The sequence below is a fragment of the Streptomyces coerulescens genome (assembly GCF_042657965.1).
Lineage (GTDB): Bacteria > Actinomycetota > Actinomycetes > Streptomycetales > Streptomycetaceae > Streptomyces > Streptomyces coerulescens.
This window is the reverse complement of the sequence record NZ_JBHSKM010000008.1, coordinates 488,235-513,996: the sequence shown is the minus strand read 5'-3', so window position 1 is coordinate 513,996 and position 25,762 is coordinate 488,235. Positions and strand designations below refer to the sequence as shown.

Below are 25,762 nucleotides of genomic sequence, written 5' to 3'. Positions count from 1 at the left end.
GCACCGCGCCGTGCGGGCGGGTGGCCGTGCGAGGGGCACCCTGGGCGTCGGGCACTTGTCGGGTGAGAGACAATGGAGGCTCTGTCAGGGCGGGTTGTATGAGGGGACGCATGTCGGAGGCGGAGCGGGCGGGGACATCTCGTCAGGACACTCGTCAGGACGACCGTGAGCGTCTCCTCGCGGGGCGGTACCGGCTGGGCGGTGTGCTCGGCAGGGGCGGCATGGGCACGGTGTGGCGTGCCGTCGACGAGACACTGGGGCGCACCGTCGCCGTCAAGGAGCTGCGGTTCCCGTCGAACATCGACGAGGAGGAGAAGCGGCGCCTGATCACGCGCACCCTGCGTGAGGCAAAGGCGATCGCCCGGATCCGCAACAACAGCGCGGTCACTGTGTTCGACGTGGTCGACGAGGACGACCGGCCCTGGATCGTGATGGAGCTCGTCGAGGGCAAGTCGCTCGCCGAGGTCATCCGGGAGGACGGCCTGCTGGAACCCAAGCGGGCGGCCGAGGTGGGCCTGGCCGTGCTCGACGTGCTGCGGTCCGCGCATCGCGAGGGCATCCTGCACCGCGACGTGAAGCCGTCGAACGTCCTGCTGGAGTCCGACACCGACCGGGTCGTGCTCACCGACTTCGGTATCGCCCAGGTCGAGGGCGACCCGTCCATCACCTCGACCGGCATGCTCGTCGGCGCGCCCTCCTACATCTCCCCGGAGCGGGCCCGCGGCCACAAGCCGGGCCCCGCGGCCGACCTGTGGTCGCTGGGCGGGCTGTTGTACGCGTCGGTCGAGGGTGTGCCGCCGTACGACAAGGGCTCCGCGATCGCCACGCTCACCGCGGTGATGACCGAGCCGATGGAGGAGCCGAAGAACGCGGGTCCGCTGCGGGACGTCATCTACGGTCTGCTCACCAAGGACCCCGAGAAGCGGCTCGACGACGCCGGTGCGCGGGCGATGCTCAACGCCGTCATCCACGCGCCCGAGCGCAAGGCCGAGCCGGAGCCGGCGGACGCCACGAAGGTCGTGCCCCTGCCGCCGCAGCCCGACGGCCGGGAGAGCAAGGGGCGTTCGGGTGCCGGGTCCGCGGGGAAGCGGGGCGAGGAGGCCGGAGAGCGGTTGCGCGGCGCGTTGCGTTCCGTGCGCAAGGCCGCTGTGAGCGCGGGGACGGCGGCGGCTGCCACACGGGGCAAGTCCGGGAGTGAGAAGGCCGATTCCGGCTCCGTCGCGGGCGGTGGAGCGACCGATGAGTCGCCCACCGCGGCGGGCGGGACCGGCACTTCGGCGGGTGCCGGAGGCTCCGGTAGGGGTTCCGGTTCCGAGGGCGGCGGCGCGGCCGGCGGGTCGGGCGCGGGTGCCGGCGGCAAGAATGGTGCTGGTGCTGGTGCTGGTGCTGGTGCTGGTGCTGGTGCTGGTGCTGGTGCTGGTGCTGGTGCCGGTGCCGGTGCCGGTGAGCGGGACGTGACGACCGGGAACGGGCAGAGCGGGGGACGGAGTTCGGGCTGGCCCGTCATGCCGCCGCCGGATCTGCCGGAGCGGTCCGTACCCAGGGCGCCGCTCACCGATGTGGTGCCGAAGCGGACGCTGGTGATCATCGCGGTGATCGTGGCGCTCGCCGTGCTCGGCGTGGTGCTGGCGATTGCCCTGCGCGGCGGCGACGACTCGACCGGGGCGGCGGGCGACGGCGGGGCCAAGGCCTCCACCAAGGCGAGCGCGAGCTCCGACACCGAGCGGGACGACGAGGGGGACCGTGCGGACGGGGAGAAGTCCTCGTCGGCGACGAGCGGTTCCGGTTCGGGTTCCGGATCCGGTGACGGGAAGACCCCGAGCGCCGAGGCGAGCGCCACCGGGGGGAGCGGCGCCGAGGCGGGGTCCGGCGGTGACAGCGGGGCCGTCTCGACCTACGACGGGAACCAGGGGTACTCGATCGGGCTGCCCAAGGGCTGGAAGTACGAGACCACGGGATCATCGGGGGACCGGTTCACCGGGCCCGACGGACAGAAGCTGCTCGTCGCCTGGACGTCCACGCCGCAGGACGACCCGGTGGCGGACTGGAAGAACCAGGAGCGGTACATGCAGCGCTCGCAGTACGACCGGATCCGCATAGAGAAGGTGGACTACCGCGGCTGGAACACGGCCGACTGGGAGTTCACCTATGTCGACGGCGGGACGAAGTACCGGACGATCGACCGTGGGTTCGTCGTGGACGGCCGTCGCGGCTATGCACTGATGTACACCGCGAAGGCCGCCGATTGGGGCAGTGATCTCCGCAAGGACACCTGGAAGACACTGACCGGTTCGTTCCAGCCGAAGTCATGAGGTGAGCAGGTCCCCGCAAGGGCTCGCGAAGGCCGGGTTCGAGCCGTGAGATACGACAACCTCTCTTTGTGGGTTGCCTCCGGCACGTATCGTGAATGCTTGCGGACCGTGCGCATCCAGTCGCGTGCTCGGAAAGCGACGCAAGGCGAACGGAATTGACCAACCGGGCGGCCGGGGGAGGCAACGTGGACGACTATGCGGGTCGGGTGCTCGCCGACCGCTACCGCCTGCCGCTGCCACCCTCCGACGAGTACGAACTCACCGAGACCCGCGCCTTCGACACCTACAGCGGACAGGAAGTCCTGGTCCGGCAGGTGCCGTTGCCGGAGGTCGTCGAGGCGGAGGTGCTCGACGCCGAGGGGCTGCCCGAGGGCTTCACCGCGCGGGACGCACGCGAGCGTGGGGCGGGGCGGCGGACCTCGGCGCGGTCCGGCACCCGCCGGCCCGGTGATCCCGCCGTGCGGCGGGCGGTCGAGGCGGCCCAGGCCACGGCCCGGATCCCCGACCATCCGCGGCTGGACCAGGTCTTCGACGTGTTCGCCGAGGGCGGCTCGCTGTGGATAGTGAGTGAGTTCGTGGCCGCGCGCCCGCTGGCCGCACTGCTCGCCGAGAAGCCGTTGACGCCGTATCGGGCCGCCGAGGTCGCCTCCGACGTCCTCATGGCGTTGCGGGTGCTGCACGCGCACGGCTGGGTCCACCGGAACATCACCGCCCGCACGGTGCTCGTCTGCGACGACGGCCGGGTGATGCTGACGGGGCTCGCGGTGGGGGCCGCAGAGGAGGCGCTGTGCGGGTACGACCCGGTGCCGGTGGAGGACGGTGACGGTGACGGTGTCGGGGGGCCGACTCCGGGGGGCAGTGTCGGTGGCCCGGGACACCTTGCAGGAGGCTCAGGCGCGGGTGGCGCGGGTGGCGCGGGTGTCCCTGCTGGCCCTGGTAGCCCTGGAGCCGTTGGGCCGGGTGCTGGTGGAGCCGGCGTCGGTGGCGCCGACCCCGAGGCCGCCAGGCGGGCCGCGATAGAGGCGCGGGCGGCCGGTGGGCTGCCGTTGCCCACGGCCGACGGAGCCAACGGGGCGGGGGCCTCGGGAGGGGCACCGAGCGCTGCTCCGGAGACCGGCGGCGACATCAGGGCCGCGCGGGCCGGGGCGATCGCCGCGTATCGGGCCGGCGCCCGGGCCGCGGCCCGAGTGCAGGAAGGCCGGCAGAACGGACACGCCGCACTGCCGGGGGCCCGTCCGGCGGCCGAAGGGGACCCCGCGTACCAGGCCAACGGCGCGACGCAACAGCCGTATCCCTCCGGCGACGGCGTCGCGATGCCGCCGGGGCAGATCGCCGACCCGTACGGCGTGCAGGCCACGCCCTGGCACGGCGCCGCGCCCCGTGGCGGGACCGGCGGCACACCACAGGAGGCGGGCCGCGACCGCGCCGCCCTGCCCCCGGCGGGCCAGGGCGCCCAGGATGGCTACGGCACGCCACCCGGCCAGACCGTGCCCGGGGCCGGCGCACCGGTTATCGGGCTCGGTGGTTCCCCTGTGCCGGGCACTCCCGGGCCTGGTGCCGGCGCACCGGGCTCCGGCGCTGACGGTTTTCCCGTGCGGGGCACCCTTGCGCCTGGCGGGGGCGCATCCCTCCCCGGCGGTGGCGGATTCCCTGCCCAAGACGCCCCCGGACCCGACGTCGGCACCTCCGTTCCCGGCGTCGCCGGTTACCCCGCGCAAGGCCCCCCGGCACCCGGCAGCCTCGTGCCCGCGCCCGGCACCGCCGTGCCCCCTCCCGGCGTCCCTGCCCCCATGCCTGCCGCCGGCGCCCCGGCGCCCGGCACCACTCCCGTCCCCGCCCCCGGGGCCCTCACCCCCAGCAACTCCCCCCACCCTCCAGCCCGCTGGGACGACCTCGCGAAGGGTGGTGTCCCCGCTCATCGAGGCCCCACCACCGCGCTCGCCGCGGAGCGGGCCCGGCAGGCTCGGATGGCTGTTGTCGGGCCCGTGACCGAGCGGTGGGCGCCGGAGCAGGCCGGGCCCGTGCATGAGAACTGGCGGCTCGCCGCGCCGATCGGGCCCGCGACCGACCTGTGGGCGCTGGGGGCGCTGCTGTTCCGGGCCGTGCAGGGGCACGCGCCGTACCCGGAGGAGTCGACGGCCGAGCTGGTGCAGATGGTGTGCGCGGAGCCGCCCGCCTTCGCCGAGGAGTGCGGGCCGCTCAGGCCCGTCGTGGAGTCGCTGCTGCGTCAGGACCCCACCGAACGCCTGGACTTCGAGGAGCTGCGCGGCTGGCTGCGCTCGCTGGTGCGGTCCGCGCCAGAACCGGAGGCCGGTGCGCATGTCGTCGCCGCCCCGCCCGTCGACCCGAACCGGCTGCCGATCGTGCGGCGCCGGGGCGAGTTGGTCCGCCGTCGCAGGGCCGGTCTGCCCGCGCATCACGGGCGGCACAAGCGGGCCAAGCGGGCCAGGCAGGAGACGGCCTCGCCGCGCAGGCTGGGACGTACGTTGTTGCTGCTGGTCCTGCTCGGCATGGCCGCGGCGATCACGTACGCCATGATGTTCATGCCGAAGGCCGACCAGGGCAACGCCGGTACGGCGGGCGGGGATCGCACCGGCTCCGCCGGCCAGGCCGGAGACGCGGACACCGGCGAGTCCGCTGAGGCGAGCAGCGAACCGCGGCCCGACCAGACCTCCCCGGAGCCCGGCAACGGCCCCTCGGAGTCGGCCGGTTCCGACGACGAGCCGCAGAGCGACGACCCCGAGGTCCCGGACGGCTTCACGCTGCGCAAGGACGACGCCGGTTTCCAGGTCGCCGTCGCCAACGGATGGGACCGCACGCCGAAGAACGGGCGCGGGCAGGTCGTGTACTCGCACGGCGACTTCGACCTCTTCGTCGTGCCGGGCCGTGACAGCACCGACCAGTACGGCGGCGACCCGATGGTCTACCAGCGCGAGCACGAACGGGAGTTGCAGCCGTACCGCGATTCCAGCTGGGCCTCCTCCAGCGGGCTGAAGTCCATTCAGGTCGGCGAGCGGAGCATGGCCGAGGGGCAGTTCACCTGGACCGACGACGAGGGACGCGAGTTGTTCGTACGCAATCTCGCGATCCTGATCGACGGGCGGTACCACGTGGTGCAGGTGCGCGGGCCGGAGGCCGAGCGGGACGAGGTGACCCGGCTGTTCGAGCAGGCGTCGGCGACGTACCAGGTCACCGGGTGATTGCGCCCGCGGACCCTGGGTGATGGTTGCTTCCCGACGCCGAAAGCGACAACCATCACAGTGCGGTCTCCTTGGCACCCCCGTGGTTCCGGTCGCGTCGGCCGATCCTTAACCTGACCCTGTCAAGAACATTGCGGGGCAACGTGAATCAGATGCAGGGCCAGCTCATTTCGGGCCGCTACCGGCTCGCCGACGCGATCGGCAGCGGCGGTATGGGCCGTGTCTGGCGTGCGCACGATGAGGTGTTGCATCGGGCCGTGGCGATCAAGGAGTTGACCGCCGCGCTCTACGTCTCCGAGAGCGACCAGGAGCGGCTGCTCGCCCGCACCCGGGCCGAGGCGCGGGCCGCCGCGCGCATCAACCACTCGGCGGTCGTCACCGTGCACGACGTGCTGGAGCACGACGGCCGGCCGTGGATCGTGATGGAGCTGGTCGAGGGGCACTCGCTGGCCGACGCGGTCAAGGAGCGCGGACGCGTCGAGCCCACCGAGGCAGCCCGGATCGGGCTGTGGGTGCTGCGGGCGCTGCGCGCCGCGCACACCGCGGGGGTCCTGCACCGCGACGTCAAGCCCGGCAACGTCCTGCTCTCCGAGGACGGCCGTGTCCTGCTGACCGACTTCGGTATCGCCCAGATCGAGGGCGACACCACCATCACCCGCACCGGGGAGGTCGTCGGCTCCGTCGACTACCTCGCCCCCGAGCGGGTCCGCGGCCACGACCCCGGCGCCGCCTCGGACTTGTGGGCGCTCGGCGCGACGCTGTACACGGCCGTGGAGGGCCGCTCTCCCTTCCGCCGCACCTCGCCGCTGGGCACCATGCAGGCGGTCGTGGACGAGGAACCCGCCGAGCCGCAGTACGGCGGCTCGCTCACGCCCGTGATCACCGCCCTGCTGCGTAAGGATCCGGCCACCCGGCCCGACGCGGCCGAGGCCGAGCAGATGCTGGCCGAGGCGGCGGAGGGACGCAGGCCGAGCGCGGCGCAGGTGTATGTGCCGACGCAGCGCGCCGCCGTGTACGAGCCGGAGGTGCGCACGGGACCGGGGACGGTCGCGAGCACTCCGTATCCGCCGATGACGAGCGGGCCTGTGCCCGCCCCCGCACCCATGCCCGTGCCCGTGCCGCCGAAGCGGCACCGCCTGCGTACGTTCGCTCTTGTCGTCGCCCTCGCGGCGATCGTCGGCGGGGGTGTCGCGGTCACGCTGCAGCAGTTCGGCACGGGCGGCCCCGGTGACTCCGCCTCTGAATCGTCGACTCCGAGTACGAGCTCCACGCCGGGCGACGAGGGCGGTCAGGGTGCGGTTCCCGACGGTTGGGAGCGGCGCGACGACCCGGTGGGCTTCAGCATCTCCCTGCCCAAGGGGTGGAAGCGGTCCGTCTCCATCGACCAGGACGGTCTCCGGCAGGTCGACTACTCGCCCGACAAGGGCAAGCACCTCGTGCGGGTCGCCGTCGACACCGCACCGGACTTCCGCACCTCGTACGAGCACATGAGCAACCTGGACCAGCGGATCTCGCAGCGGCTTGTGGACTACCAGCAGCTGAGCCTCAAGGAGGAGCTGTTCCGCGACCAGCCGGGCGCCCGCTGGGAGTACGCGTGGAACGCCCTGGCCAAGGACGCGCCGCACTACTTCCCGGGGCCCTATCGTGCGATCGACGTCGGGTACATGGACGATGACGGCACCGAGTACGCCATCTACGCTTCCGCGCCGACCGACGACTGGGCCACCACGAGAAAGCAGTTCGACTGGATCCTGCGGAGCTTCCAGGAGGGCTGATCCGAGCTGCCGGTCCTGTTCACGGAAAGCGGTCGTGTATCGGCCCATGAAAATCGCGTGGGCCGATACGTCGCGGTGTGGCGTCGAGCGGCTTTTGAAGTCGTTTGCTCCTTTGCATAGTTGGCCGATCGGCATCCCGGAGTCGGTCCGTCCGGTGCGGCATGATGGGGCGCATGGGGACCGAGGGGGCCAACTTCCGTGTGATCGCGGGGCGTTACCGCCTTGACGCGAGGGTCGGCCGCGGCGGCATGGGTGTCGTATGGCGGGCGACCGACCAGTTGCTCGGGCGCAGGGTGGCCGTCAAGGAGCTCCCCCTCGACGAGACGCTCTCCGCGGCCGAGGCCCGGCACCAGCGCGAACGGACGTTGCGCGAGGCGCAGGCGGTGGCGCGGCTCAGCCACCCGCATGTGATCGTCGTCCATGACGTCGTCGAGGACGACGAACGCCCCTACATCGTCATGGAGTTGATCGACGGCGACTCCCTCGCCGACCGGATCGCGGCCCACGGGCCCGTTGACGCCCGGGAGGCCGCCCGGATCGGCGCCGACCTGCTGAGCGCGCTGCGCACGGCCCATGCCGCCGGTGTGCTGCACCGGGACATCAAACCGGCCAACGTGATCATCGAGGACGGCACCGACCGCGTCGTCCTCACCGACTTCGGCATCGCCCAGGTGCCGGGCGCCTCCACGCTCACCGAGTCCGGGTCCTTCGTCGGCTCGCCCGAGTACACCGCGCCCGAGCGGATGTCCGGCGCCGGGACCGGCCCGGCCTCCGACCTGTGGTCGGTGGGCGCGCTGCTGTGTGCCGCCCTGAGCGGTGAGTCGCCGTTCCGGCGCGACTCGCTGAGCGGCGTGGTGCTCGCGGTGGTGTCCGAGGAGATACGTCCGCCGGCGCAGGCGGCGCCGATCCTGCCCGTCGTACAGGGGCTGCTGGAGCGGGATCCGGGGCTGCGGCTGGACGCCGTGGGGGCGGAGCGGATGCTGCGGGAGTTCCTGGACACGGGGCTCACTCTTGTGGCGAAACGGTTCGGCAGGGCCGATCACACCTACTCGCCGCGCAGTGTGCTGGCCACCGTGGTGCTGGTCGCCGCGATGGCGGTGGCGGGGGTGTCGGCGGCGGCGCTGCTGGTGAAGGGGGGTGGCGACGGGGGTGTCGTGCCGAGCAGTTCGACGCCGGGTACATCCGTGTCGACCACGCCGCCCCTGCCGACCACGCCGTCCGTGTCGACGCGGCCCACCGGCCCGCCCGGGAGGTCGCCTTCACCGAGCCCGTCCACCTCTTCGAGCGCGGCTCCCTCTCCGAGCCCCACCCCCTCGTCGAGTACGTCGGCCCCCGTACCCGCCAACTCCGAATAAAGGGGAGATAAGGAGCACCCCGAGTCACGGCTCTGTGACCGGAAAGCGTTCCCGCTGGCTCCCCAACGGCCTGCCGCGATATGCATGGAGCCATGAGCAGCAACGGGGGAGCCCCTTACCGGTCCGACGAGCCGACGAGCTTTGACCTGCAACCACCGCAGCCCAATCCGCAGGGCCACGTCCCGCACCCGGACAATCCATACGCGGCCCCCACCCCGCAAACGGCCGCCCCCGCTCCGCAAACTGCCCCTGCCCCGCAAACGGCCGCCGCGCCGGCTCCTGACCCCGGCACCGGTCGGCTGATAGCCGGCCGCTACCGGCTGCTGGCCAAGCTCGGGCACGGCGGTATGGGCACGGTCTGGCGGGCCAAGGACGAGACGGTGGACCGCGAGGTCGCGGTGAAGGAGCCCCGCGTACCGGATCACCTTCCCGAACGGGAACGCGCCAACGCCTACGAGCGGATGCGCCGCGAGGCACGCGCCGCGGCCCGGCTCGACCACCCGGCCGTCGTCAACGTCCATGACGTCGCCGTCGTGGACGGCCGGCCATGGATCGTGATGGAGCTGGTCCAGGGCCGTTCGCTGGGCGACGCGTTGCAGGAGGGCACGCTCGGGGCGAGGGACGCGGCGAGAATCGGCCTCGAGGTGCTCGGCGCGCTGGAGGCCGCCCACGCGGCGGGCATCCTGCACCGCGACGTCAAGCCGGACAACGTCATGCTCGGCCGCCACGAGCGCGTCGTCCTCACCGACTTCGGCATCGCCCAGATCGAGGGCGAGACCAATCTGACCGACACCGGCGGCTTCGTCGGTTCGCCCGAGTACATCGCGCCGGAGCGGGTGCTGGGCCAGCGCCCCGGACCGGCCAGCGACCTGTGGTCCCTGGGCGTCGTGCTGTACGCGGCGACGGAGGGCGTCTCGCCGTTCCGCCGCAGCAACACCCCGGCGACCCTCCAGTCGGTCCTGAACGCCGTGCCCGCGGCGCCCGCCTCCGCGAAGGGCCCGCTCGCCGAGGCCATCAACGGCCTCCTCCAGAAGGACCCGGCCCGCCGCCCGAACGCCGCGCAGACGCGTGCGCTGCTGGAACAGGCCGCCAACCCGCCGGTGCAGGCAGCCACCCAGGTCGTACGGATACCTGACGGCGTCAAGTCCGGCATCCATCTCGGGCCCAAGGCACTGCTCGGCATCGGGGCGGCGATCGTCGCCGGGGCGGTGGCGGCGTATCTGGTGGTCGCGGATCCGTTCGCGGGGTCCACGCCGGACGGCTGGACGCAGCGAGCGCACCCGAAGCTGGGTGTGACCCTGAAGGTGCCCGCGGCCTACCAGCTCACCAAGCCGGACGCCGACGACACCGACAAGAACTGGGTCACCTACTCCGACTGGAGCGGCAGCATCTGGATCGGTGTGAAACTGGCCCGCAAGTCCGAGGACACATCGAACCAGATCAAGAACTCCGCCGCGGCCGAGATGTACGCCGACAACGAGGTGTTCAAGGAGCAGGGCAGCTACGACCTCGCCATGCCCGAAGGCCCTCGGACCGACACGAAGCAGACCACGTACCAGGGCAAGCAGTCCGCAGAGAACACGGTCGTGTACACCACCGAGGACTCCCAGAACCCGCGCCCTCGCGAGCTGAAGATCTTCTACTACAAGACCACGGCGGGCGACATGTACAAGGTGACGATCAGCTACCCCGGCAAGGGCGACTTCACCGACCGCGGACGCGAGGTCGCGCGGACGGCCATCGCGAACCTGGAGATCGGCAAGCTCTGAACTGGCGAAGTGCCCACCTCGCAAGGTAGGCATGGGACATGAGCGAAGACGGTGGCCGCACCGGATCCAACGGGCGTGTGATCGGGGGGCGTTACCGCCTGGTCGAACGCATCGGCTCCGGCGGCATGGGCACCGTCTGGCGGGCGCTCGACGAGCTTGTGGACCGCGAAGTCGCCGTCAAGCAGCCGCGGTTACCCGGAGACCCCGAGGACGCCGCCCATCAGCGGGCCGCCAACCGGCTCTACCGCGAGGCCCGCGCCGCCGCACGGGTCGACCATCCGGCCGCCGTCTCCATCCACGACGTCGTCGTGGAGGAGGACGGACTGCCGTGGATCGTCATGGAACTGGTCCGGGGCGAGTCCCTGCACGAGGTCCTCAAGCGCGGCCCCGTGGAGGCGCCCGAGGCGGCCCGCATCGGCATCGAGGTCCTCGGTGCCCTGCGCGCCGCGCACACCGTCGGCATCGTCCACCGCGACGTCAAGCCCGCCAACGTCCTGCTCGGCCCGCACCGCCGGGTCGTCCTCACCGACTTCGGCATCGCCCACATCCAGGGCGAGGAATCCCTCACGGTCAGCGGCGAGTTCGTCGGCTCCCTGGAGTTCATCGCCCCCGAGCGGATGTCCGGCCGTGGCGCAGGACCCGCCTCGGACCTGTGGTCGCTGGGCGTGCTGCTGTACGCCGCGGTGGAGGGCTGGTCGCCCTTTCGCCGTACGACCCTGGAGTCGACGCTCGCCGCGATCCTCGCCGCCGAACCGCCCGAGCCGAAGCAGGCGGGGCCGCTCGGGTCCCTGATCGTGCGCCTGCTGGTGAAGGACCCCGGGCAACGGCCCGACGCGGACGAGGTCGGTGCGGCTCTGGAGGCGGTCGTCAAGGGCTGGCCGGTGCCGGAGCCCTCCGGGGCGGCGGCCGCGTCGGGACCTCAGGACGCCTCCGCGCTACGGGAGTTCTCCGAGGACGCCGGGACCGTACGGCTGACGGGCGAGTCGGCAGCGGAGCCGAGGTCCGACGCCGTACCCACGCCCGAGACCGAGCCGGACGGGGCTGAGCCCGCCCCCGAACCGGCGGCTGCCAACTCGGCAACCACCTCCACCCCCAACGCGAAACCCCCACGCCGCTCCCGCCTCCTGCGCCCCGTCCCCGTGGCCGTCCTCGGTGTTCTCCTCGTCGCTGGCACCTGGTTCACCGCTGCCTCCTTCCGCGTCGACAACAGCGGTGAGGCCAAGGAGATGAACCCCACCTACAACTCGGCCCCGGCGGCCCCGGCGACGACGCCCGCCCCCGGCGGCTGGACCGAGCACCGGGAGCGGGACATGGGCGCCGTGCTCCACCTGCCCGCCGAGTACAAGGAGGCCGCGCGCCAGGGCAGCGCCACCGACCAGCCCCGGCTCGTCGTCTACGACATCGGCCTCGTCCAGGTCCGCCTCACTCAGTGGGACAAGTCGCCCCGCCCCCTCCTCGACCAGGCACAGGAGGCGCACGAGACCTGGGACAGCTACAACCACGACGCGAGCACCCAGTCCACCCGCACCACCTTCAAGGGCTATGACGCCGTCCTCTCCGACACCACGTACGACATGGCGGAGTCCCCGAGCCGCGTCATGCAGCTGATCATCGTCACCGGCGACGACCGCATGTACGAGCTGCGTGTCGACATGCCCAAGGGCACGCCCACGGAGAAGAAGGGCACCGCGGTCTTCAAGGGCGCCCGTGACCGACTCGAGATCGAGTGATCCGGCGACGCCGTGGCAACGCCCTGATCAGTGCGTTTGTTGCCAGTGGACACTGGCGTCATGTGAGCACTCGGTGAATCCCCGTTACCGACGGGTACACAAAGCCCCGGCTCCGGCATACTCTGCGCCTCATGACGGACGCGCAGGCCCCGGCCAAGACCGGCACCAACCCCCTCGCCCCCGCCCCGCAGGGCGCCCGTACCGCCGCCGACGTGGTCACGCCGGAGCTGGTGGCCCAGCTCACCAAGGGCGTGGCCGGCTCCGGCCGTACCGCGAACCACACGCCGTTCACCGGCGAGAAGCTGGCCGACCTGCCGGAATCCACGCCCGAGGACGTGGAGCAGGCCTTCGAGGCGGCCCGTAAGGCGCAGGCCGTCTGGGGCCAGGTCCCGGTGCGCCGGCGCGCCGCCGTCCTGCTCCGGTTCCACGACCTGGTGCTGGAGCGCCAGGCCGAGGTCCTCGATCTCATCCAGCTGGAGACCGGCAAGGCCAGGCTGCACGCGCACGAGGAGGTGCAGGCCGTCGCCGTCGCGGCCCGCCACTACGGCCGTAAGGCACCCGCGTATTTGAAGCCCAAGCGGCACGCGGGCGCCATGCCCACGCTCACCCGTGTCACCGAACTGCGCCACCCGCGCGGCGTCGTCGGCCAGATCGCCCCCTGGAACTACCCCCTGGAGCTGTCCGTCGGTGACGCGCTCCCGGCGTTCGTCGCGGGCAACGCGGTCGTCATGAAGCCCGACACCGAGACCTGCCTGACCGCCCTGTGGGCCCGTGACCTGCTGATCGAGGCCGGGCTGCCCGCCGACGTCTTCCAGGTCGTCCTCGGCGAGGGCCCGGTCGTCGGCCCCGAGGTCGTCAAGCACGCCGACTACGTCTCCTTCACCGGCTCCACCCGCACCGGCCGCCAGGTCGCCCAGGGCGCGGCCGCCCGGCTGGTCGGTGTCTCCCTGGAACTCGGCGGCAAGAACGCCATGCTGGTCCTTGAGGACGCCGACATCGAGAAGGCCGCCGCTGGCGCCGTCCGCGCCTGCTTCTCCTCCGCCGGCCAACTGTGCATCTCCATCGAGCGGTTGTACGTCCACGAGTCGATCGCCGACGCCTTCGTGGAGCGCTTCGCCGCCCGCACCAAGGCGATGCGGCTCGGCACGTCCCTCGCCTACGGCGCCGACATGGGCTCCCTGGTCGGCGAGCGCCAGCTGGAGACCGTCACCCGGCATGTGGAGGAGGCAGTGGCGAAGGGCGCGAAGCTCGTCGCCGGCGGTGTGGCACGCCCCGACATCGGCCCGTACTTCTTCGAGCCGACGATCCTCGACGACGTCGCGCCGGAGATGAGCGTCTGCGCCGAGGAGACGTTCGGCCCGGTCGTCTCCATCTACCGCTTCAAGACCGAGGACGAGGCGGTCGAGCACGCCAACTCCACGCCGTACGGCCTCAACTCGTCGGTCTGGACGAAGGACGGTGGCCGCGGCCGCGCGGTCGCCGCCCGCCTGCGCACCGGCACGGTCAACGTCAACGAGGGCTACGCGCCCGCGTACGGCAGCGTCCAGTCGCCCATGGGCGGCATGAAGGACTCCGGCCTCGGCCGCCGCCACGGCTCCGAGGGCATCCTCAAGTACACGGAGGCCCAGACGGTCGCCCAGCAGCGGCTGCTGCCGATGGCGCCGTCGCTGGGCATGGACGACGAGAAGTACGCGCAGTTCATGAGCCGGAGCCTGCGGCTCATGAAGGCCCTGCGCTTCAAGTAAGAACCGCGTTCAAGAACCCTGTTCTCAACGAGGAGAGCACGTGCCACAGGACACCTATGACTACGACGTGATCGTCGTCGGCTCCGGCTTCGGCGGCTCCGTCACCGCCCTGCGTCTCACCGAGAAGGGCTACCGCGTAGGCGTCCTGGAGGCCGGCCGCCGCTGGACCCGCGAGGCCCTGCCCAAGAACTCCTGGGACCTCAAGAACTACCTCTGGGCGCCGAAACTCGGCATGTACGGCATCCAGCGCATCCACCTGCTGGGCAACGTCATGGTCCTGGCCGGCGCGGGTGTCGGCGGCGGTTCCCTCAACTACGCCAACACCCTCTACGTACCGCCGAAGGCCTTCTTCGACGACCCCCAGTGGCGGGCCATCACCGACTGGCAGGAGGAGTTGAAGCCGTACTACGACCAGGCGCAGCGCATGCTCGGCGTACGGCTCAACCCGACGATGACCCCCTCCGACGTCCATCTGAAGTCGGCCGCCGAGAAGATGGGCGTCGGTGACAGCTTCCACATGGCGCCGGTCGGCGTGTTCTTCGGGGACGGCAAGGACGCCGAGGGCGAGACCCAGGTCGGGCCGGGGCAGGAGGCGGCCGACCCGTACTTCGGCGGAGCCGGCCCGGCGCGCAAGGCGTGCACCGAGTGCGGTGAGTGCATGACGGGCTGCCGGCACGGCGCGAAGAACACCCTGAACGAGAACTACCTCTACCTCGCCGAGAAGGCCGGCGCGGTCGTCCACCCCATGACGACGGTCGTCTCGATCACCGACGACTCGCAGGGCGGCTACGCGGTGGCGACCCTGCCGACCGACGGGAAGAAGAAGGGCGAGGACAGGCTGTTCAAGGCCCGCCGCGTAGTGATCGCGGCCGGTACGTACGGCACCCAGACCCTCCTGCACCGTATGAAGGCGGGCGGTCAACTCCCGTACCTCTCCCCGAAGCTGGGCGAGCTGACCCGCACCAACTCCGAGGCCCTGGTCGGCGCGCAGACCGACAACCGGCGCTACCGCAAGGCCACGGGCGAGGCGAAGGTCGACTTCACGCGCGGCGTCGCCATCACGTCCTCGATCCATCCGGACGAGAACACCCACATCGAGCCGGTCCGCTACGGCAAGGGCTCCAACTCGATGGGCGGCCTGTCGATCCTCCAGGTCCCCTACGCGGAGGGCTCCTCGCGGGTCGCGGGCTGGCTGGCGAACGCGGTCCGGCACCCGATGATGATGCTGCGCTCCCTGTCCAACCGCCGCTGGTCGGAGCGGACCATCATCGGCCTGGTCATGCAGTCGCTGGACAACTCGCTGACGACGTATCTGAAGCCGGACGGCGTCGGCAAGGGCCTGCTGACCGCACGCCAGGGCCATGGCGCCCCCAACCCCAAGCAGATCAAGGCCGCTTCGGAGGCCGCGTCCGCGATCGCCGCCGACATCAACGGCTTCGCCGGCTCCAACGTCGGCGAGCTGATGGGCACCCCGCTCACCGCCCACTTCCTCGGCGGCTGCCCGATCGGCGACTCGCCGGAGACCGGCGTCATCGACCCGTACCACCGGCTGTACGGCCACCCGGGCATCTCGGTCGTCGACGGGGCTGCGGTGTCGGCCAACCTCGGCGTCAACCCGTCGCTGACGATCACGGCGCAGGCCGAGCGGGCGATGTCGTACTGGCCCAACAACGGCGAGGCCGACCAGCGCCCGGCACAGGGAGCGGCGTACGAGCGCCTCAACCCGGTCGAGCCGAAGTCCCCCGCGGTCCCGGCGGAGGCGTTCGGCGCGCTGAAGCTGCCGTTCCTGGGGATACCGGCGGTGCCGCCGAAGAAGTAGCGACTCAAGGAAAAACCGAGAAGGACCTGCACCCCCCTCCGAGCGCAGGTCCTTCTCTGTTTCTTGCGTGCAGCTCTGCTGAGGCTTACGCCTCCGCGCCCACCTTGCGGCGCTTCATCGCGAACACGACGCCGGCGCCGGCGACGATGGCGATGCCACCGATGGTGCCGATGACCGGAAGGTTGGAGCTGGAGCCGGTCTCGGCGAGGTTGCCGGTGACCTCGGGCGTGTTGCTGCTCGGCTCCTTGTCCGTGACAGGGGCCTTGCCACCCTCCTGCGGCTTGGTGCCGTCCGTGTCGGTTCCGGCGGCCACGATCTGGAACTTGTACGCGACATCGCCGAAGCCGACGCACTCGCCCTCGGCATCGCCGTAGATGGTCGCGCCGAGCGTGAAGCCGGCGCCGACCGGGGCGCTGGACTTCACGTTGATCCGCATCGGGATGTTGACCTCGTAGTCGGGCTTGAGCTCGTCGGTGTAGCCGACGTAGCCGACCGCGTAACCGTCCTCGCTGAGGGTCACCCAGACCTTGTTCTGGGGGTCCCAGGCCTGGAGCTCGACCTGCTTGCTGCGGAACAGCTCCATGCCGTCCGCGTCGGAGGAGGCCCCGGCGAAGAAGTCGAGGTCCTGCAGGGCCGAGTCGGAGCTGTTGAGCACGTTCAGCGAGAACTTGTGCCAGCCGCTGCCCGCGGCGATCTTGCCGGGCAGGCCGCTGTAGCTGACGTCGACCTTGGAGTCCTCGCACACCGACGGCTCGGGGTCGGGGGTCTCCGACTCCTCCGGAGCGGTGGTGCTCTCCTCGGGGGCCGGGCTGGTCTCGCTCGTCTCCGGGGCGGGCGTGCTCTCCTCGGCGGCGGGGGTCGACTCCTCGGCGGCCGGCGTGCTCTCCTCCGCGGCCGGGGTCGACTCCTCCGCGGCGGGCGTGCTCTCCTCGGCGGCGGGGGTGCTCTCCTCCGCGGCCGGCGTGCTTTCCGACACCGTCGGTGTCGAGGTGGTCTCGTCCGTGGCGAACGCGGCCGGTGCCGACAGCAGGGCGATCGGCGCTATGACGGCCGTCGTGGCCGCGGCGGCCAGTGCACGGCGAAGCTTCATGAAGACCTCGGAAAGTCCGGAGTGCTGCGACACCGCAGCACGCGCTATCAGGGAGGCCTCCGCGTGTGGGGCGCGGCTGTGGCCCTTGAGTCGCAGGGTTTGATCGGTGACAGGGGTGAAAGGTTGTGCGCTCACTAACAGATTTTTTATGTGGCCTGAGTCACAGGCGAGGGCCTGATCTTGGGGGCTCGGAACTGACGTACGCTCAGCCGGCCGACAGCCCACTGAGAGGAAGCGCACACCGCCGTGACCGACAAGCCGTCCGAGGACTCGTCCATATCCGACGAGGCTTGGCAGAAGTTCGTCCAGGACGCCGAGCGCGACCAGCGCGCCGCTCCGAAGGAACCGTCCGCGCGGGCCCGGATGGTGACCGAACGACTGCGGCAGCAGGACGCCCGGGGCGAGGAACCCCCAGGCTGGCGCACCGGCCCCGCCTGGCAGGAGATGAACGGCCGCGCCGCGCGCCGCCGCAAGGTCTGGAGCGCACTCGGCGTCCTGCTGGCCGTCGGGGTGGCCGTCATCGCCCTCAAGCCGTCCGCCGTCCTGCCCGGCGGTTGGGGCTCCGAGCCGGCCGGGCCCCCGGCCTCGCCGCTGGCCCCCGAGACGAGCCGGCCCAGCGGCGCGCCCGCCGACGCCGCCGGACTCCCCACCCGGCAGCGGCCGTTCACCGGCTCCCCGGCCGACCGCTGGGCCTCCGGCGCGGCCGCCATCGAGGTCCCGAAGGCCAAGGCCGTCGGCGGTGTCTCCGCCGAGCGGATCGAGGCGGCCCTGCGGAGGACGAAGGAGTTCGTGGTCGCCTCCAACCTCGACCGCGAGGTGCTGTACGGCGCCGAACCGAAGACCGCGCTGGGGCTCGTCGACCCGCTGCAGAAGGACTACCTGGCCGACCTGCGCTCCGCGCTGCGTCATCCCACGGTGAAGAACGACCCCACCTGGACCTTCACCCGCTTCGACCCCGATGAGGTCGAGCTCGTGGGCACCGAGGTGAAGGTCCGCGGCAGGATGACCGTCGAACCCGGTGACACCGCCGGCAAGGCGCTGATCCGGGCCGACTACACCTTCGTGTATCCGCTGGCCAAGGCCGGTGGCGGCACCGAGATCTCCCGTGCCATCGTGCGCCGGATCGTCGAGGTCGACGTCTCGGACCCCGCCAAGTACCAGGGCACCGACGGCCGTATCTGGGTGTACGCCATCGACGGTGAGATCTCAAACGACGACTGCCGGCTCGGTGACGGCATCATCCGCCCGCAGTTCCAGGCAGACCTGATGTCCGGCCCGGAGTCCTCCGGCGAGGCGTTCGATCCGTACGACCGCAGCAGGGAACTGAACGGGGCCGAGGAAGACTGCGGCACCGTCTCACGCACCTGAGAACGCCCGACGGGCGGCACGAGCCGACCGGGTGGAACGGACCTGCATGAACCGTCCGGCATGAGAAGGGCCCCGCGGGGCGGAGCCGCGGGGCCCTTCCTTGGTCAGCACCGACGTCAGGGCAGCGTCGGTGCCTGGGAGCGGCGCCGGGGGGTTGCGCCGCTGGTCCTGGTGGCCGCGTTCCGGTTGTCCGCGGCGGGATCCGAAGCGGTGAGGCCGTGGTCGACGGGGTCGGCGGTGGGACTGCTTCCCGCCCCTTCCGCCGGCCGGCCCCGGGCGTCCCCGGAGCCGACCGTTCTCTGGGGTGACCGGGCTGCTGTCCCCTGCCGTCCGGTCACTTTCCTGGAGCGAGGTCCCACGGCGCACGGCGTGATCCGTCCGCCTCATCGCTCCAGCGAGCCACGCGTGGTTCTGTCGGGCCCGCCCCTGGCTGGCACGGACACCGATACCAACGAAGCGGTACGGGGGGCGTCACGCGCCGTACGGGTGAGAGGGCGGCCGAACTCAGATGCGACCGCGGCACAGCTCCAGCAGTGTCATGGCCAGGGCCGTGCCCGGCTTGCCCAGGGCGTCCCTGTAGTGGCCGAGCACGTCCATCTCCCGGGAGAGGTTCACGCGCCGGCCGCCGGAGGCGATCCGCGCCTCCTGGATCACGGCCGACACGGCCATGCGTTCCTGGATCAGACCGATGATCCGGTCGTCCAGTGAGTCGATGCGCTCGCGGGCGCCGGTGATCACGTCGGCGGCCTCGGGGGTACGGGCACCGGTCACATCGGTCGCGGTCATGGGGGCTCCTCGTCGGTCTCGTGGTGCGGCGGTGGGAGCCCCGGAGCGACAGGACCCGGAAAACGACAGGCGCCCCGGGCCTTGTCGGCCCGGGGCGCCTGGGAAGTCGCTTGTCAGTCGCTCAAGCGGCACGACCATGGCAGCCGGCGGGCCGGGTGCCATAGGTAAAGAGGAAGGTCGTGTGCGTGAGCATGGGGTCAGTATGCCGCGCGGCGCGCGGGTGTCCAAGCCGGTTCGGATCCTGAGACAGGGCTTGCCCCGAGGGCGGCCCGGCGGATCCCGGTAGACTCGGCCCCACACACACCTCGCTCAACGCCGGAAGGCAACCCGTGTCATCAGCGAACCCCGCCGCCCCCGACACCGTCCTGGTCGTCGACTTCGGCGCGCAGTACGCCCAGCTCATCGCCCGTCGCGTCCGCGAGGCCCGGGTCTACAGCGAGATCGTGCCGAGCACCATGCCGGTGGCGGAGATGCTCGCCAAGAACCCGGCGGCGATCATCCTCTCCGGCGGCCCCTCGTCCGTGTACGAGGAGGGCGCCCCCGGCCTCGACCGCGAGATCTTCGAGGCCGGCGTCCCCGTGTTCGGCATGTGCTACGGCTTCCAGCTGATGGCGCGCTCCCTCGGCGGCACCGTCGACAACACCGGCGCCCGTGAGTACGGCCGCACCGACCTGCATGTGTCGAAGTCGTCCTCCACCCTGTTCGAGGGCACGCCGGACGAGCAGCACGTGTGGATGTCGCACGGCGACGCCTGCTCCGCCGCCCCCGAGGGCTTCGCCGTCACCGCGTCCACGGACGTCGTCCCGGTCGCGGCCTTCGAGAACGACGAGAAGAAGCTCTACGGCGTCCAGTACCACCCCGAGGTCATGCACTCCACCCACGGACAGCAGGTGCTGGAGCACTTCCTGTACCGGGGCGCGGGCCTGAAGCCGGACTGGACGACCGGCAACGTCATCGAGGAGCAGGTCGCGGCCATCCGCGAGCAGGTCGGCGACAAGCGCGCCATCTGCGGCCTGTCCGGCGGCGTGGACTCCGCCGTCGCCGCCGCCCTCGTCCAGAAGGCCATCGGCTCCCAGCTGACCTGCGTGTACGTCGACCACGGCCTGATGCGCAAGGGCGAGACCGAGCAGGTCGAGAAGGACTTCGTGGCCGCGACCGGCGTACAGCTGAAGGTCGTGGACGCCGAGGAGCGGTTCCTCAAGGCGCTGGCCGGGGTCTCCGACCCCGAGGAGAAGCGGAAGATCATCGGCCGCGAGTTCATCCGCGTCTTCGAGCAGGCGCAGCTGGAGATCCTCCAGGAGGAGGGTCCCGAGGTCGCCTTCCTCGTGCAGGGCACCCTCTACCCGGACATCGTCGAGTCCGGCGGCGGCACCGGCACCGCCAACATCAAGTCCCACCACAACGTGGGCGGCCTCCCCGACGACATCGAGTTCGAGCTCGTCGAGCCGCTGCGCCAGCTGTTCAAGGACGAGGTCCGGATGGTCGGCCAGGAGCTCGGGCTCCCGGAGGAGATCGTCCAGCGCCAGCCGTTCCCCGGCCCCGGCCTCGGCATCCGCATCGTCGGCGAGGTGAACAAGGAGCGCCTGGACCTGCTGCGCGAGGCCGACGCCATCGCCCGCGAGGAGCTCACCGCGGCCGGCCTCGACCGCGACATCTGGCAGTGCCCGGTGGTCCTGCTCGCGGACGTCCGCAGCGTGGGCGTGCAGGGTGACGGGCGGACCTACGGCCACCCGATCGTCCTGCGGCCCGTCTCGTCCGAGGACGCGATGACCGCCGACTGGTCGCGACTGCCGTACGACGTCCTCGCGCGGATCTCGACCCGGATCACCAACGAGGTGCGGGACGTCAATCGTGTCGTCCTCGACGTGACCTCGAAGCCGCCGGGCACCATCGAGTGGGAGTAGGCCCTCAGGGCTCTCCTGTGCCCTAGGTGCGCTTGATCGTGCGCAGGGGCACGCCGGGCTGCCAGATCTGGACGACCAGGTACTTGTCGTCCTCGACGTAGGTCCTCACGACCTCGGTGAGCTCGGTGCGGAAGAGGTGGAACGGCTCGGACGACTCCGGGGGTTCCACCTCTTCGGTGTATGCGGCCCTCAGCGCCGGGTCCTCGACCTCGATCGCCCGCCCGGCGATCCGCACGTCGCCGCCGCCCATGGACTGGCCCTCCCCGGGGTTCGCCTGCAGCGCGAAGCGCGGGTCGCGGCGCAGGTCGAGGGCCTTGAGCGAGTCCGGCATCATGCCGAGCCACAGCTCGCCGTTCAGGAAGCGGACCTCCAGACCGGTGGTGCGGGGCGAGCCGTCCTTGCGGAGGGTGGCGAGGACGTGGTGCGTGAAAGCGCCGAAGCGTTCCTCGGCGGTGCGGGCGAGGTCAGGTTCCGCCGCGGTGAAAGCTGCCCAGTTCACTGTCATACGGCCAGTCTGGCGCCCATACCCGACATCTTCTGTCCGGTTTCCGCTGTGCGGGGGATGGGATCTTTACCGAACATCTCTGTTCTCCTGCACTGACCGACGGTAACTTCCGCCCCGTAAGCAACCCAGTGCTGGAGGACAGATGCACGGGACGCCCCTCGGGCCCATTCCACCGTCGCCGCTGCCGACCGACCAGCTGCGGTTCGCGATGCCGCCCATGCACGAGTCGGTCGAGGACGAGCGCCGGCATCGCAAGGAGCGGCTCGCGGGCGCGCTGCGGATCTTCGGGCGGCTCGGGTTCGAGGACGGGGTCTCCGGACACATCACCGCACGCGACCCCGAGTTCAGCGACTGCTTCTGGGTCAACCCGTTCGGGATGCCGTTCCGGCACGTCACCGTCAGCGACCTGGTCCTCGCCAACTCCGAGGGCCAGGTGATAGAGGGCCGCTATCACGTCAACCAGGCGGCGTTCACCGTGCACTCCCAGGTCCACGCCGCCCGTCCCGACGTCGTCGCGGTCGCCCACTGCCACTCGGTGCACGGCCGGGCCCTCGCGGCGCTGGGCGACCTGCTCGACCCGATCACCCAGGAGAGCTGCGCCTTCTACGAGGACCACGCGCTCTACGACGCCTACACCGGCGTCGCCGTCGACGCCATGGAGGGCAGGCGCATCGCGACCGCGCTCGACTCCCACAAGGCGCTCGTCCTGCGCAACCACGGGCTGCTCACCGTCGGCGACTCCGTGGACGCGGCGGCCTGGTGGTTCCTGTCGATGGAACGGTCCTGCCAGGTCCAGCTGACCGCCAGGGCGGCGGGGCGCCCGGTCCTGATCGAGCATCGGCAGGCCGTCGCGACCCGGGAGCAGCTGGGCGGGGATCTGGTGGCGTGGATCAACTATCAGCCGCTGTGGCAGGACATCAGCCGCAGTGAGCCGGATCTGCTGAGCTGACCGGCAGGCGCTGATCAGAAGCCTCGCAGGACCACGGCCTTCGTCATCGCGAACTCCTCGTCCGTGAGGACGCCGTCGCGATGCAGCTCGCCCAACTCCCGGAGCCGGCGCAGGAGTACGTCGTGGTGATCGGCCGGAGGCGGTACGGCTGCCGCGAGCTGGGGGCGGTCGGTGCGGTCGATGCCCGTGCGGGTGGACGGGTGCGGCAGCCGGGCGGTGATCGCGGTGGCCACCAGGGCCGTCAGCAGGTCGCGGCGGGCGCTGCCCCACAGATCCAGGGCGTACGGGTCCTTCTCCGGCGGCAGTTTGGAGAACACCGTCTCGCGGGTCACGAAGCGCAGGAAGCCGTCCTCGTAGCCGGAGTTGGGCAGCCACTCGATCTGGACCAGGTCGCCCACGTTGATGATCCGCGGGCCGGTCGCCCGTTTGACCCGGTCGGAGGTGTCGGACCAGTCGATCCGCACCTGTGTGCCGTCGAAGGAGACCGTGCCGTCGGAGGAGCGGACGGAGACCGGCACCGGTGGGCCGGGAAGGAGATAGGCCCGGGTCGGGTCCTTGGGGATCTGGTCCAGGAGCAGCGCGCGGCGGATCTCCTCGGCGACGTACTCGGCGACCCCGGCACGGTCGATGTCCACCGCCAGCCGGTACGGATCCGCCGTGTCCGGCAGCCTGCCACCGGTCGCGTGGAGCAGCGGGTCGGCGCCCTCGCGCAGCCGCATCCGCAGCCGGCCGCGCTTGCGTTCGGGCTCGAAGACGATGCTCGCGACGGCTTCGAGGGGCACGGCGATCTCTCCGTACGTCTGCCGGAACAGGGGCACGGAGCGGTGGAGGCCCGGCGTGATCCGGACCGTTGTGCCGTCGAAGGCCCAGGTCCCGTCGCGCTGGATGATCTCGGCCATGGAGAAATTCTCGCAGCCGGGTCAACACGGGGGGTGTTCTCATCACCCGCGTCGACCGGACCTGCCGGGCGGGTGGCGGGTGGCGTACGGCACAATTCGCTGTCGTCGTACGGGAGTTGTGGGCTTCGATGGTCCGCGGTGCGGGCGGTCGGCGGAATCGGCGGTGGCCGGTATGTGAGATGCGGCTGCCGGTGGTGGGGTTGTGGGTTATAAGGCCATGAGGTCAAGGGGACCCTTGCGACCGCGCGGTGGTCAGGTTGTGGCATGCGGGCTGTGGGTCGGGGAATTCTCGGGAAGTTCTCGGGAATCGAGGAAGGCGGGCGTCGGGCGTGGCGGTGCAGGAGGCTGGACAGGGCGGCGCGGTGACGGGCGCGCACGGGGGCGGCTGCACCTGTGGGGACTGTCCGCACGGGGCACGTGCGGGGCATCGGCGGGCGGTCGCCGAATTCCTGCTGAAGCGGGACGGGTTCGCCGCCGGGCAGGGGCTGCCGGCCGCGGTGGCGCACTCGGTGTCGGCCTCCCGGCAGTGGGTGTCCGAGGAGCTGACGCAGTCGGCGGAACTCGTTGCCGAGCGCGGGCGGGCCGAGGGCGACGCGTGGCTCGCGCGGCTGTGGTGGCGTACGGCGTGCGTGGTCTGGGGACTCGTGGTCGCGCTGCTGCTGGTGCAGGCGCTCACGGCGATCGGCGCGGGGTGGACCGCGGCGCGTACCGCCGGGCTGCTGGCGGCCGTGGTGACGGCCGGGGCGCTGACGGCGGCGTCGTGGTTTCACCGGGCGCGCGGTGGTGCGCTGGCGCCGGTGATCGGTGAGGACAACCGGCTGTCGACGTCGCGGGCGGTGGCCGGGGCGTGGGTGCTGTTCGTGGCGTACGCCGTGCTCGTGCTGGTGGGGCGGTTGGCCGCGGCGTCCGGGCACGAGGAGCGCGATGCGCTGCTCGCGGGGCTCGAACTGGCGCGGGGGGCGGGCGTGGTGACCGTGCTCGCCGTGGTGTGTGCGATCGCGGTGCTGGTGCGGCGGGTGGTCGGGGTGCGGGTGCTCGGGCAGCGGTTGCAGAAGGTACGGGCGCATCGGCCCCGGGCGGCTGATCTGCTGACGGATGACGCGGGGCGGGGATCGTTCGCGGACATTCAGTACGTGGTGATCGGCGGGGTTGCGCTGCTGTTCGCCGCGGTGCGGTTGGGGCGGCGGCCGGATCAGTTGCCGGATCTGCCGTGGGGGTTGGCGGTGGTGGTGCTGGTGTCGGCGGCCACGTATCTGGCCGGGAAGTATGCCGAGGGGGGTCGGCCGGTCATTCTGTCCGTGGTGCGGGCGCGGGAGGCGGGCGATCTGGACGCGCCGATCCGGACCGGGGACGACATCGAGATCCGAGGGGCCGGGTTTGTGCCGCCCGGGGCGCAGGGGGCCGATCGGCTGTCGCGGATGGTGGTGCGGATCGGGGCGGTGCATGTACATGTGCCGTTGGTGCCGGTGGCCGGGGGGTTCAGCAATCCGACGGATGCGGTGCTGACGGTGCCTGTGCCGGCGGATGTGGAGCCGGGGAGGGTTGAGGTGCAGGTGGTTACCGCGGTGGGCGTCGAGACGAATCGGTACGTGATCGATGTGACCGAGTGAGAGGCGTGCCTGCGGCGGCCTGTGCGGGTGCGGTGGGGGTGCGGATGCCTGCGGCGCCTGTGCGGGTGCGGTGGGGGTGCGGATGCCTGCGGCGCCTGTGCGGGTGCGGTGGGGGTGCGCCTAGCGCCTGCGGGTGCATTGTGGGTCGGGGCCGTGCCGGGGGGTGTCCGTCCTCGGTCCGGCGGTTGCTGTGGCTCGGGCGGTGCTGCTTTTTGACGCCGGCCGCTGCGGGCGGACACCCCCCGGCACGGCCCCTTGCCGCCGTGGGCGGGTGCGGGTGTGTGGGGGTGCGTCCGTCTCCGGTCTGCATGCGGCTGTCCGGTGGGGGGTCTGGTCTCAGGGGGACGTCGCGGCGCGGTCGGACTCGCTGCGCAGGACGCAGAACTCGTTGCCTTCAGGGTCGGCCAGGACCGCCCAGCCTGCGCCGTTGGGCTCTCGGAGGTCAGTGACCAGGGTCGCTCCGAGGGTCATGAGGCGCTCGATCTCTTCTTCGCGCGAGGTTGTCGGACGCAGGCACAGGTGGAGGCGGTTCTTGATCGTTTTTGGTTCCGGCACCTGGTTGAAGTACAGCATTGGGCCCTCCGGAAGCATCACCTGGGTTTCCCGGTCGCCCTGTCTGGTCTGCGGATGCAGCGGACAACCGGTCACCTCACTCCAGAAACGGGCCAGCTCATAGGGATCCGAACAGTCAATCGCCACGTTCTGCACCACCGAGACCATGCAGGTCAGCCTGACTGAGCGTGATGTGGTTCGCCATCGGAATCGTGCAAGTCACGTCGACCGTCGTTGCGTCGGTCGGGGGCGTGGGATTTTGGTGAGGTTGGTGGGGGCGCGGGGTTTTCAGCGGGGGCGGGGCGGCGGAGAATACGGGCTGCATGGTTGAGCGGCGCGGCGATTGCGTACGTATCGTCGCTTGAGGGGTCACGGCACGGCGGGCGAGAGGCGG

The 25,762-nt window shown here is 71.4% G+C and carries 17 protein-coding genes; 12 read left to right on the top strand and 5 right to left on the bottom strand.

Annotated features, from left to right (window positions below; genetic code table 11):
- Positions 1-110: 110 nt before the first annotated feature.
- The 8 genes from ACFPQ9_RS16575 (at position 111) to ACFPQ9_RS16540 (ending at position 15,705) form a co-directional block, all read left to right on the top strand.
- Positions 111-2,312, top strand: coding sequence for a serine/threonine-protein kinase (locus tag ACFPQ9_RS16575; protein ID WP_380853406.1), 2,202 nt, complete (start codon positions 111-113; stop codon positions 2,310-2,312).
- Between the two features lie 185 nt (positions 2,313-2,497).
- Entirely contained in the window at positions 2,498-5,512 is a 3,015-nt protein-coding gene (locus tag ACFPQ9_RS16570) for a protein kinase (protein ID WP_380853404.1), read from the top strand.
- Positions 5,513-5,664: 152 nt separating this feature from the next.
- Positions 5,665-7,287: a serine/threonine-protein kinase gene (locus ACFPQ9_RS16565; protein ID WP_380853401.1), complete on the top strand. Its 1,623-nt coding sequence runs from the start codon at positions 5,665-5,667 to the stop codon at positions 7,285-7,287.
- 173 nt (positions 7,288-7,460) lie between these two features.
- Complete coding sequence (locus ACFPQ9_RS16560) at positions 7,461-8,642, top strand: serine/threonine-protein kinase (RefSeq protein ID WP_380853399.1); 1,182 nt, start codon at positions 7,461-7,463, stop codon at positions 8,640-8,642.
- Positions 8,643-8,734: 92 nt separating this feature from the next.
- Positions 8,735-10,411: a serine/threonine-protein kinase gene (locus tag ACFPQ9_RS16555; protein WP_380853397.1), complete on the top strand. Its 1,677-nt coding sequence runs from the start codon at positions 8,735-8,737 to the stop codon at positions 10,409-10,411.
- 38 nt (positions 10,412-10,449) lie between these two features.
- Entirely contained in the window at positions 10,450-12,141 is a 1,692-nt protein-coding gene (locus ACFPQ9_RS16550; RefSeq protein ID WP_380853395.1) for a serine/threonine-protein kinase, read from the top strand.
- A 131-nt stretch (positions 12,142-12,272) separates the two neighbouring features.
- A complete protein-coding gene (locus tag ACFPQ9_RS16545) occupies positions 12,273-13,886 on the top strand; it encodes a succinic semialdehyde dehydrogenase (RefSeq protein ID WP_380853393.1) in 1,614 nt (537 codons plus the stop codon).
- Positions 13,887-13,926: 40 nt separating this feature from the next.
- A complete protein-coding gene (locus ACFPQ9_RS16540; protein ID WP_380853391.1) occupies positions 13,927-15,705 on the top strand; it encodes a GMC family oxidoreductase N-terminal domain-containing protein in 1,779 nt (592 codons plus the stop codon).
- A gap of 85 nt (positions 15,706-15,790) precedes the next feature.
- Here the strand turns inward: ACFPQ9_RS16540 and ACFPQ9_RS16535 are convergent, their stop codons facing one another.
- A complete protein-coding gene (locus tag ACFPQ9_RS16535) occupies positions 15,791-16,795 on the bottom strand; it encodes an LAETG motif-containing sortase-dependent surface protein (RefSeq protein WP_380853389.1) in 1,005 nt (334 codons plus the stop codon).
- A 246-nt stretch (positions 16,796-17,041) separates the two neighbouring features.
- Between ACFPQ9_RS16535 and ACFPQ9_RS16530 the strand changes: the two genes are divergently transcribed.
- Complete coding sequence (locus ACFPQ9_RS16530; protein WP_380853387.1) at positions 17,042-18,163, top strand: hypothetical protein; 1,122 nt, start codon at positions 17,042-17,044, stop codon at positions 18,161-18,163.
- Between the two features lie 504 nt (positions 18,164-18,667).
- Here the strand turns inward: ACFPQ9_RS16530 and ACFPQ9_RS16525 are convergent.
- Positions 18,668-19,087 carry a chorismate mutase gene (locus tag ACFPQ9_RS16525; RefSeq protein ID WP_380853928.1) on the bottom strand — a complete coding sequence of 140 codons (420 nt, stop codon included), beginning with the start codon at positions 19,085-19,087 and terminating at the stop codon, positions 18,668-18,670.
- Between the two features lie 191 nt (positions 19,088-19,278).
- On the opposite strand from ACFPQ9_RS16525, the gene guaA reads away from it, so the two are divergent.
- Positions 19,279-20,853: a glutamine-hydrolyzing GMP synthase gene (guaA, locus tag ACFPQ9_RS16520; RefSeq protein ID WP_380853385.1), complete on the top strand. Its 1,575-nt coding sequence runs from the start codon at positions 19,279-19,281 to the stop codon at positions 20,851-20,853.
- Between the two features lie 22 nt (positions 20,854-20,875).
- On the opposite strand, the gene ACFPQ9_RS16515 is transcribed toward guaA, so the two are convergent.
- On the bottom strand, positions 20,876-21,358 hold the full coding sequence (locus ACFPQ9_RS16515; protein WP_380853383.1) for a pyridoxamine 5'-phosphate oxidase family protein: 483 nt from the start codon (positions 21,356-21,358) through the stop codon (positions 20,876-20,878).
- Positions 21,359-21,500: 142 nt separating this feature from the next.
- On the opposite strand from ACFPQ9_RS16515, the gene ACFPQ9_RS16510 reads away from it, so the two are divergent.
- Positions 21,501-22,307, top strand: coding sequence for a class II aldolase/adducin family protein (locus ACFPQ9_RS16510; RefSeq protein WP_380853381.1), 807 nt, complete (start codon positions 21,501-21,503; stop codon positions 22,305-22,307).
- Positions 22,308-22,321: 14 nt separating this feature from the next.
- Here ACFPQ9_RS16510 and ACFPQ9_RS16505 read toward each other — a convergent pair whose 3' ends face one another.
- A complete protein-coding gene (locus ACFPQ9_RS16505) occupies positions 22,322-23,206 on the bottom strand; it encodes a DUF4429 domain-containing protein (protein ID WP_380853379.1) in 885 nt (294 codons plus the stop codon).
- 329 nt (positions 23,207-23,535) lie between these two features.
- On the opposite strand from ACFPQ9_RS16505, the gene ACFPQ9_RS16500 reads away from it, so the two are divergent.
- Positions 23,536-24,816: a hypothetical protein gene (locus tag ACFPQ9_RS16500; RefSeq protein ID WP_380853377.1), complete on the top strand. Its 1,281-nt coding sequence runs from the start codon at positions 23,536-23,538 to the stop codon at positions 24,814-24,816.
- Between the two features lie 336 nt (positions 24,817-25,152).
- On the opposite strand, the gene ACFPQ9_RS16495 is transcribed toward ACFPQ9_RS16500, so the two are convergent.
- Positions 25,153-25,536 (bottom strand): VOC family protein, encoded by a 384-nt coding sequence (locus tag ACFPQ9_RS16495; RefSeq protein ID WP_380853375.1) that lies wholly within the window; start codon positions 25,534-25,536, stop codon positions 25,153-25,155.
- Positions 25,537-25,762: the final 226 nt, after the last annotated feature.

What these genes read in the sequence shown, in the direction of transcription:
- ACFPQ9_RS16495 (WP_380853375.1), bottom strand. Translation starts at nt 25,536, where the DNA reads ATGGTCTCGGTGGTGCAGAACGTGGCGATTGACTGTTCGGATCCCTAT.
- ACFPQ9_RS16545 (WP_380853393.1), top strand. Translation starts at nt 12,273, where the DNA reads ATGACGGACGCGCAGGCCCCGGCCAAGACCGGCACCAACCCCCTCGCC.
- ACFPQ9_RS16515 (WP_380853383.1), bottom strand. Translation starts at nt 21,358, where the DNA reads ATGACAGTGAACTGGGCAGCTTTCACCGCGGCGGAACCTGACCTCGCC.
- ACFPQ9_RS16560 (WP_380853399.1), top strand. Translation starts at nt 7,461, where the DNA reads ATGGGGACCGAGGGGGCCAACTTCCGTGTGATCGCGGGGCGTTACCGC.
- ACFPQ9_RS16535 (WP_380853389.1), bottom strand. Translation starts at nt 16,795, where the DNA reads ATGAAGCTTCGCCGTGCACTGGCCGCCGCGGCCACGACGGCCGTCATA.
- ACFPQ9_RS16575 (WP_380853406.1), top strand. Translation starts at nt 111, where the DNA reads ATGTCGGAGGCGGAGCGGGCGGGGACATCTCGTCAGGACACTCGTCAG.
- ACFPQ9_RS16510 (WP_380853381.1), top strand. Translation starts at nt 21,501, where the DNA reads ATGCACGGGACGCCCCTCGGGCCCATTCCACCGTCGCCGCTGCCGACC.
- ACFPQ9_RS16555 (WP_380853397.1), top strand. Translation starts at nt 8,735, where the DNA reads ATGAGCAGCAACGGGGGAGCCCCTTACCGGTCCGACGAGCCGACGAGC.
- ACFPQ9_RS16525 (WP_380853928.1), bottom strand. Translation starts at nt 19,087, where the DNA reads ATGGTCGTGCCGCTTGAGCGACTGACAAGCGACTTCCCAGGCGCCCCG.
- ACFPQ9_RS16505 (WP_380853379.1), bottom strand. Translation starts at nt 23,206, where the DNA reads ATGGCCGAGATCATCCAGCGCGACGGGACCTGGGCCTTCGACGGCACA.
- ACFPQ9_RS16550 (WP_380853395.1), top strand. Translation starts at nt 10,450, where the DNA reads ATGAGCGAAGACGGTGGCCGCACCGGATCCAACGGGCGTGTGATCGGG.
- ACFPQ9_RS16565 (WP_380853401.1), top strand. Translation starts at nt 5,665, where the DNA reads ATGCAGGGCCAGCTCATTTCGGGCCGCTACCGGCTCGCCGACGCGATC.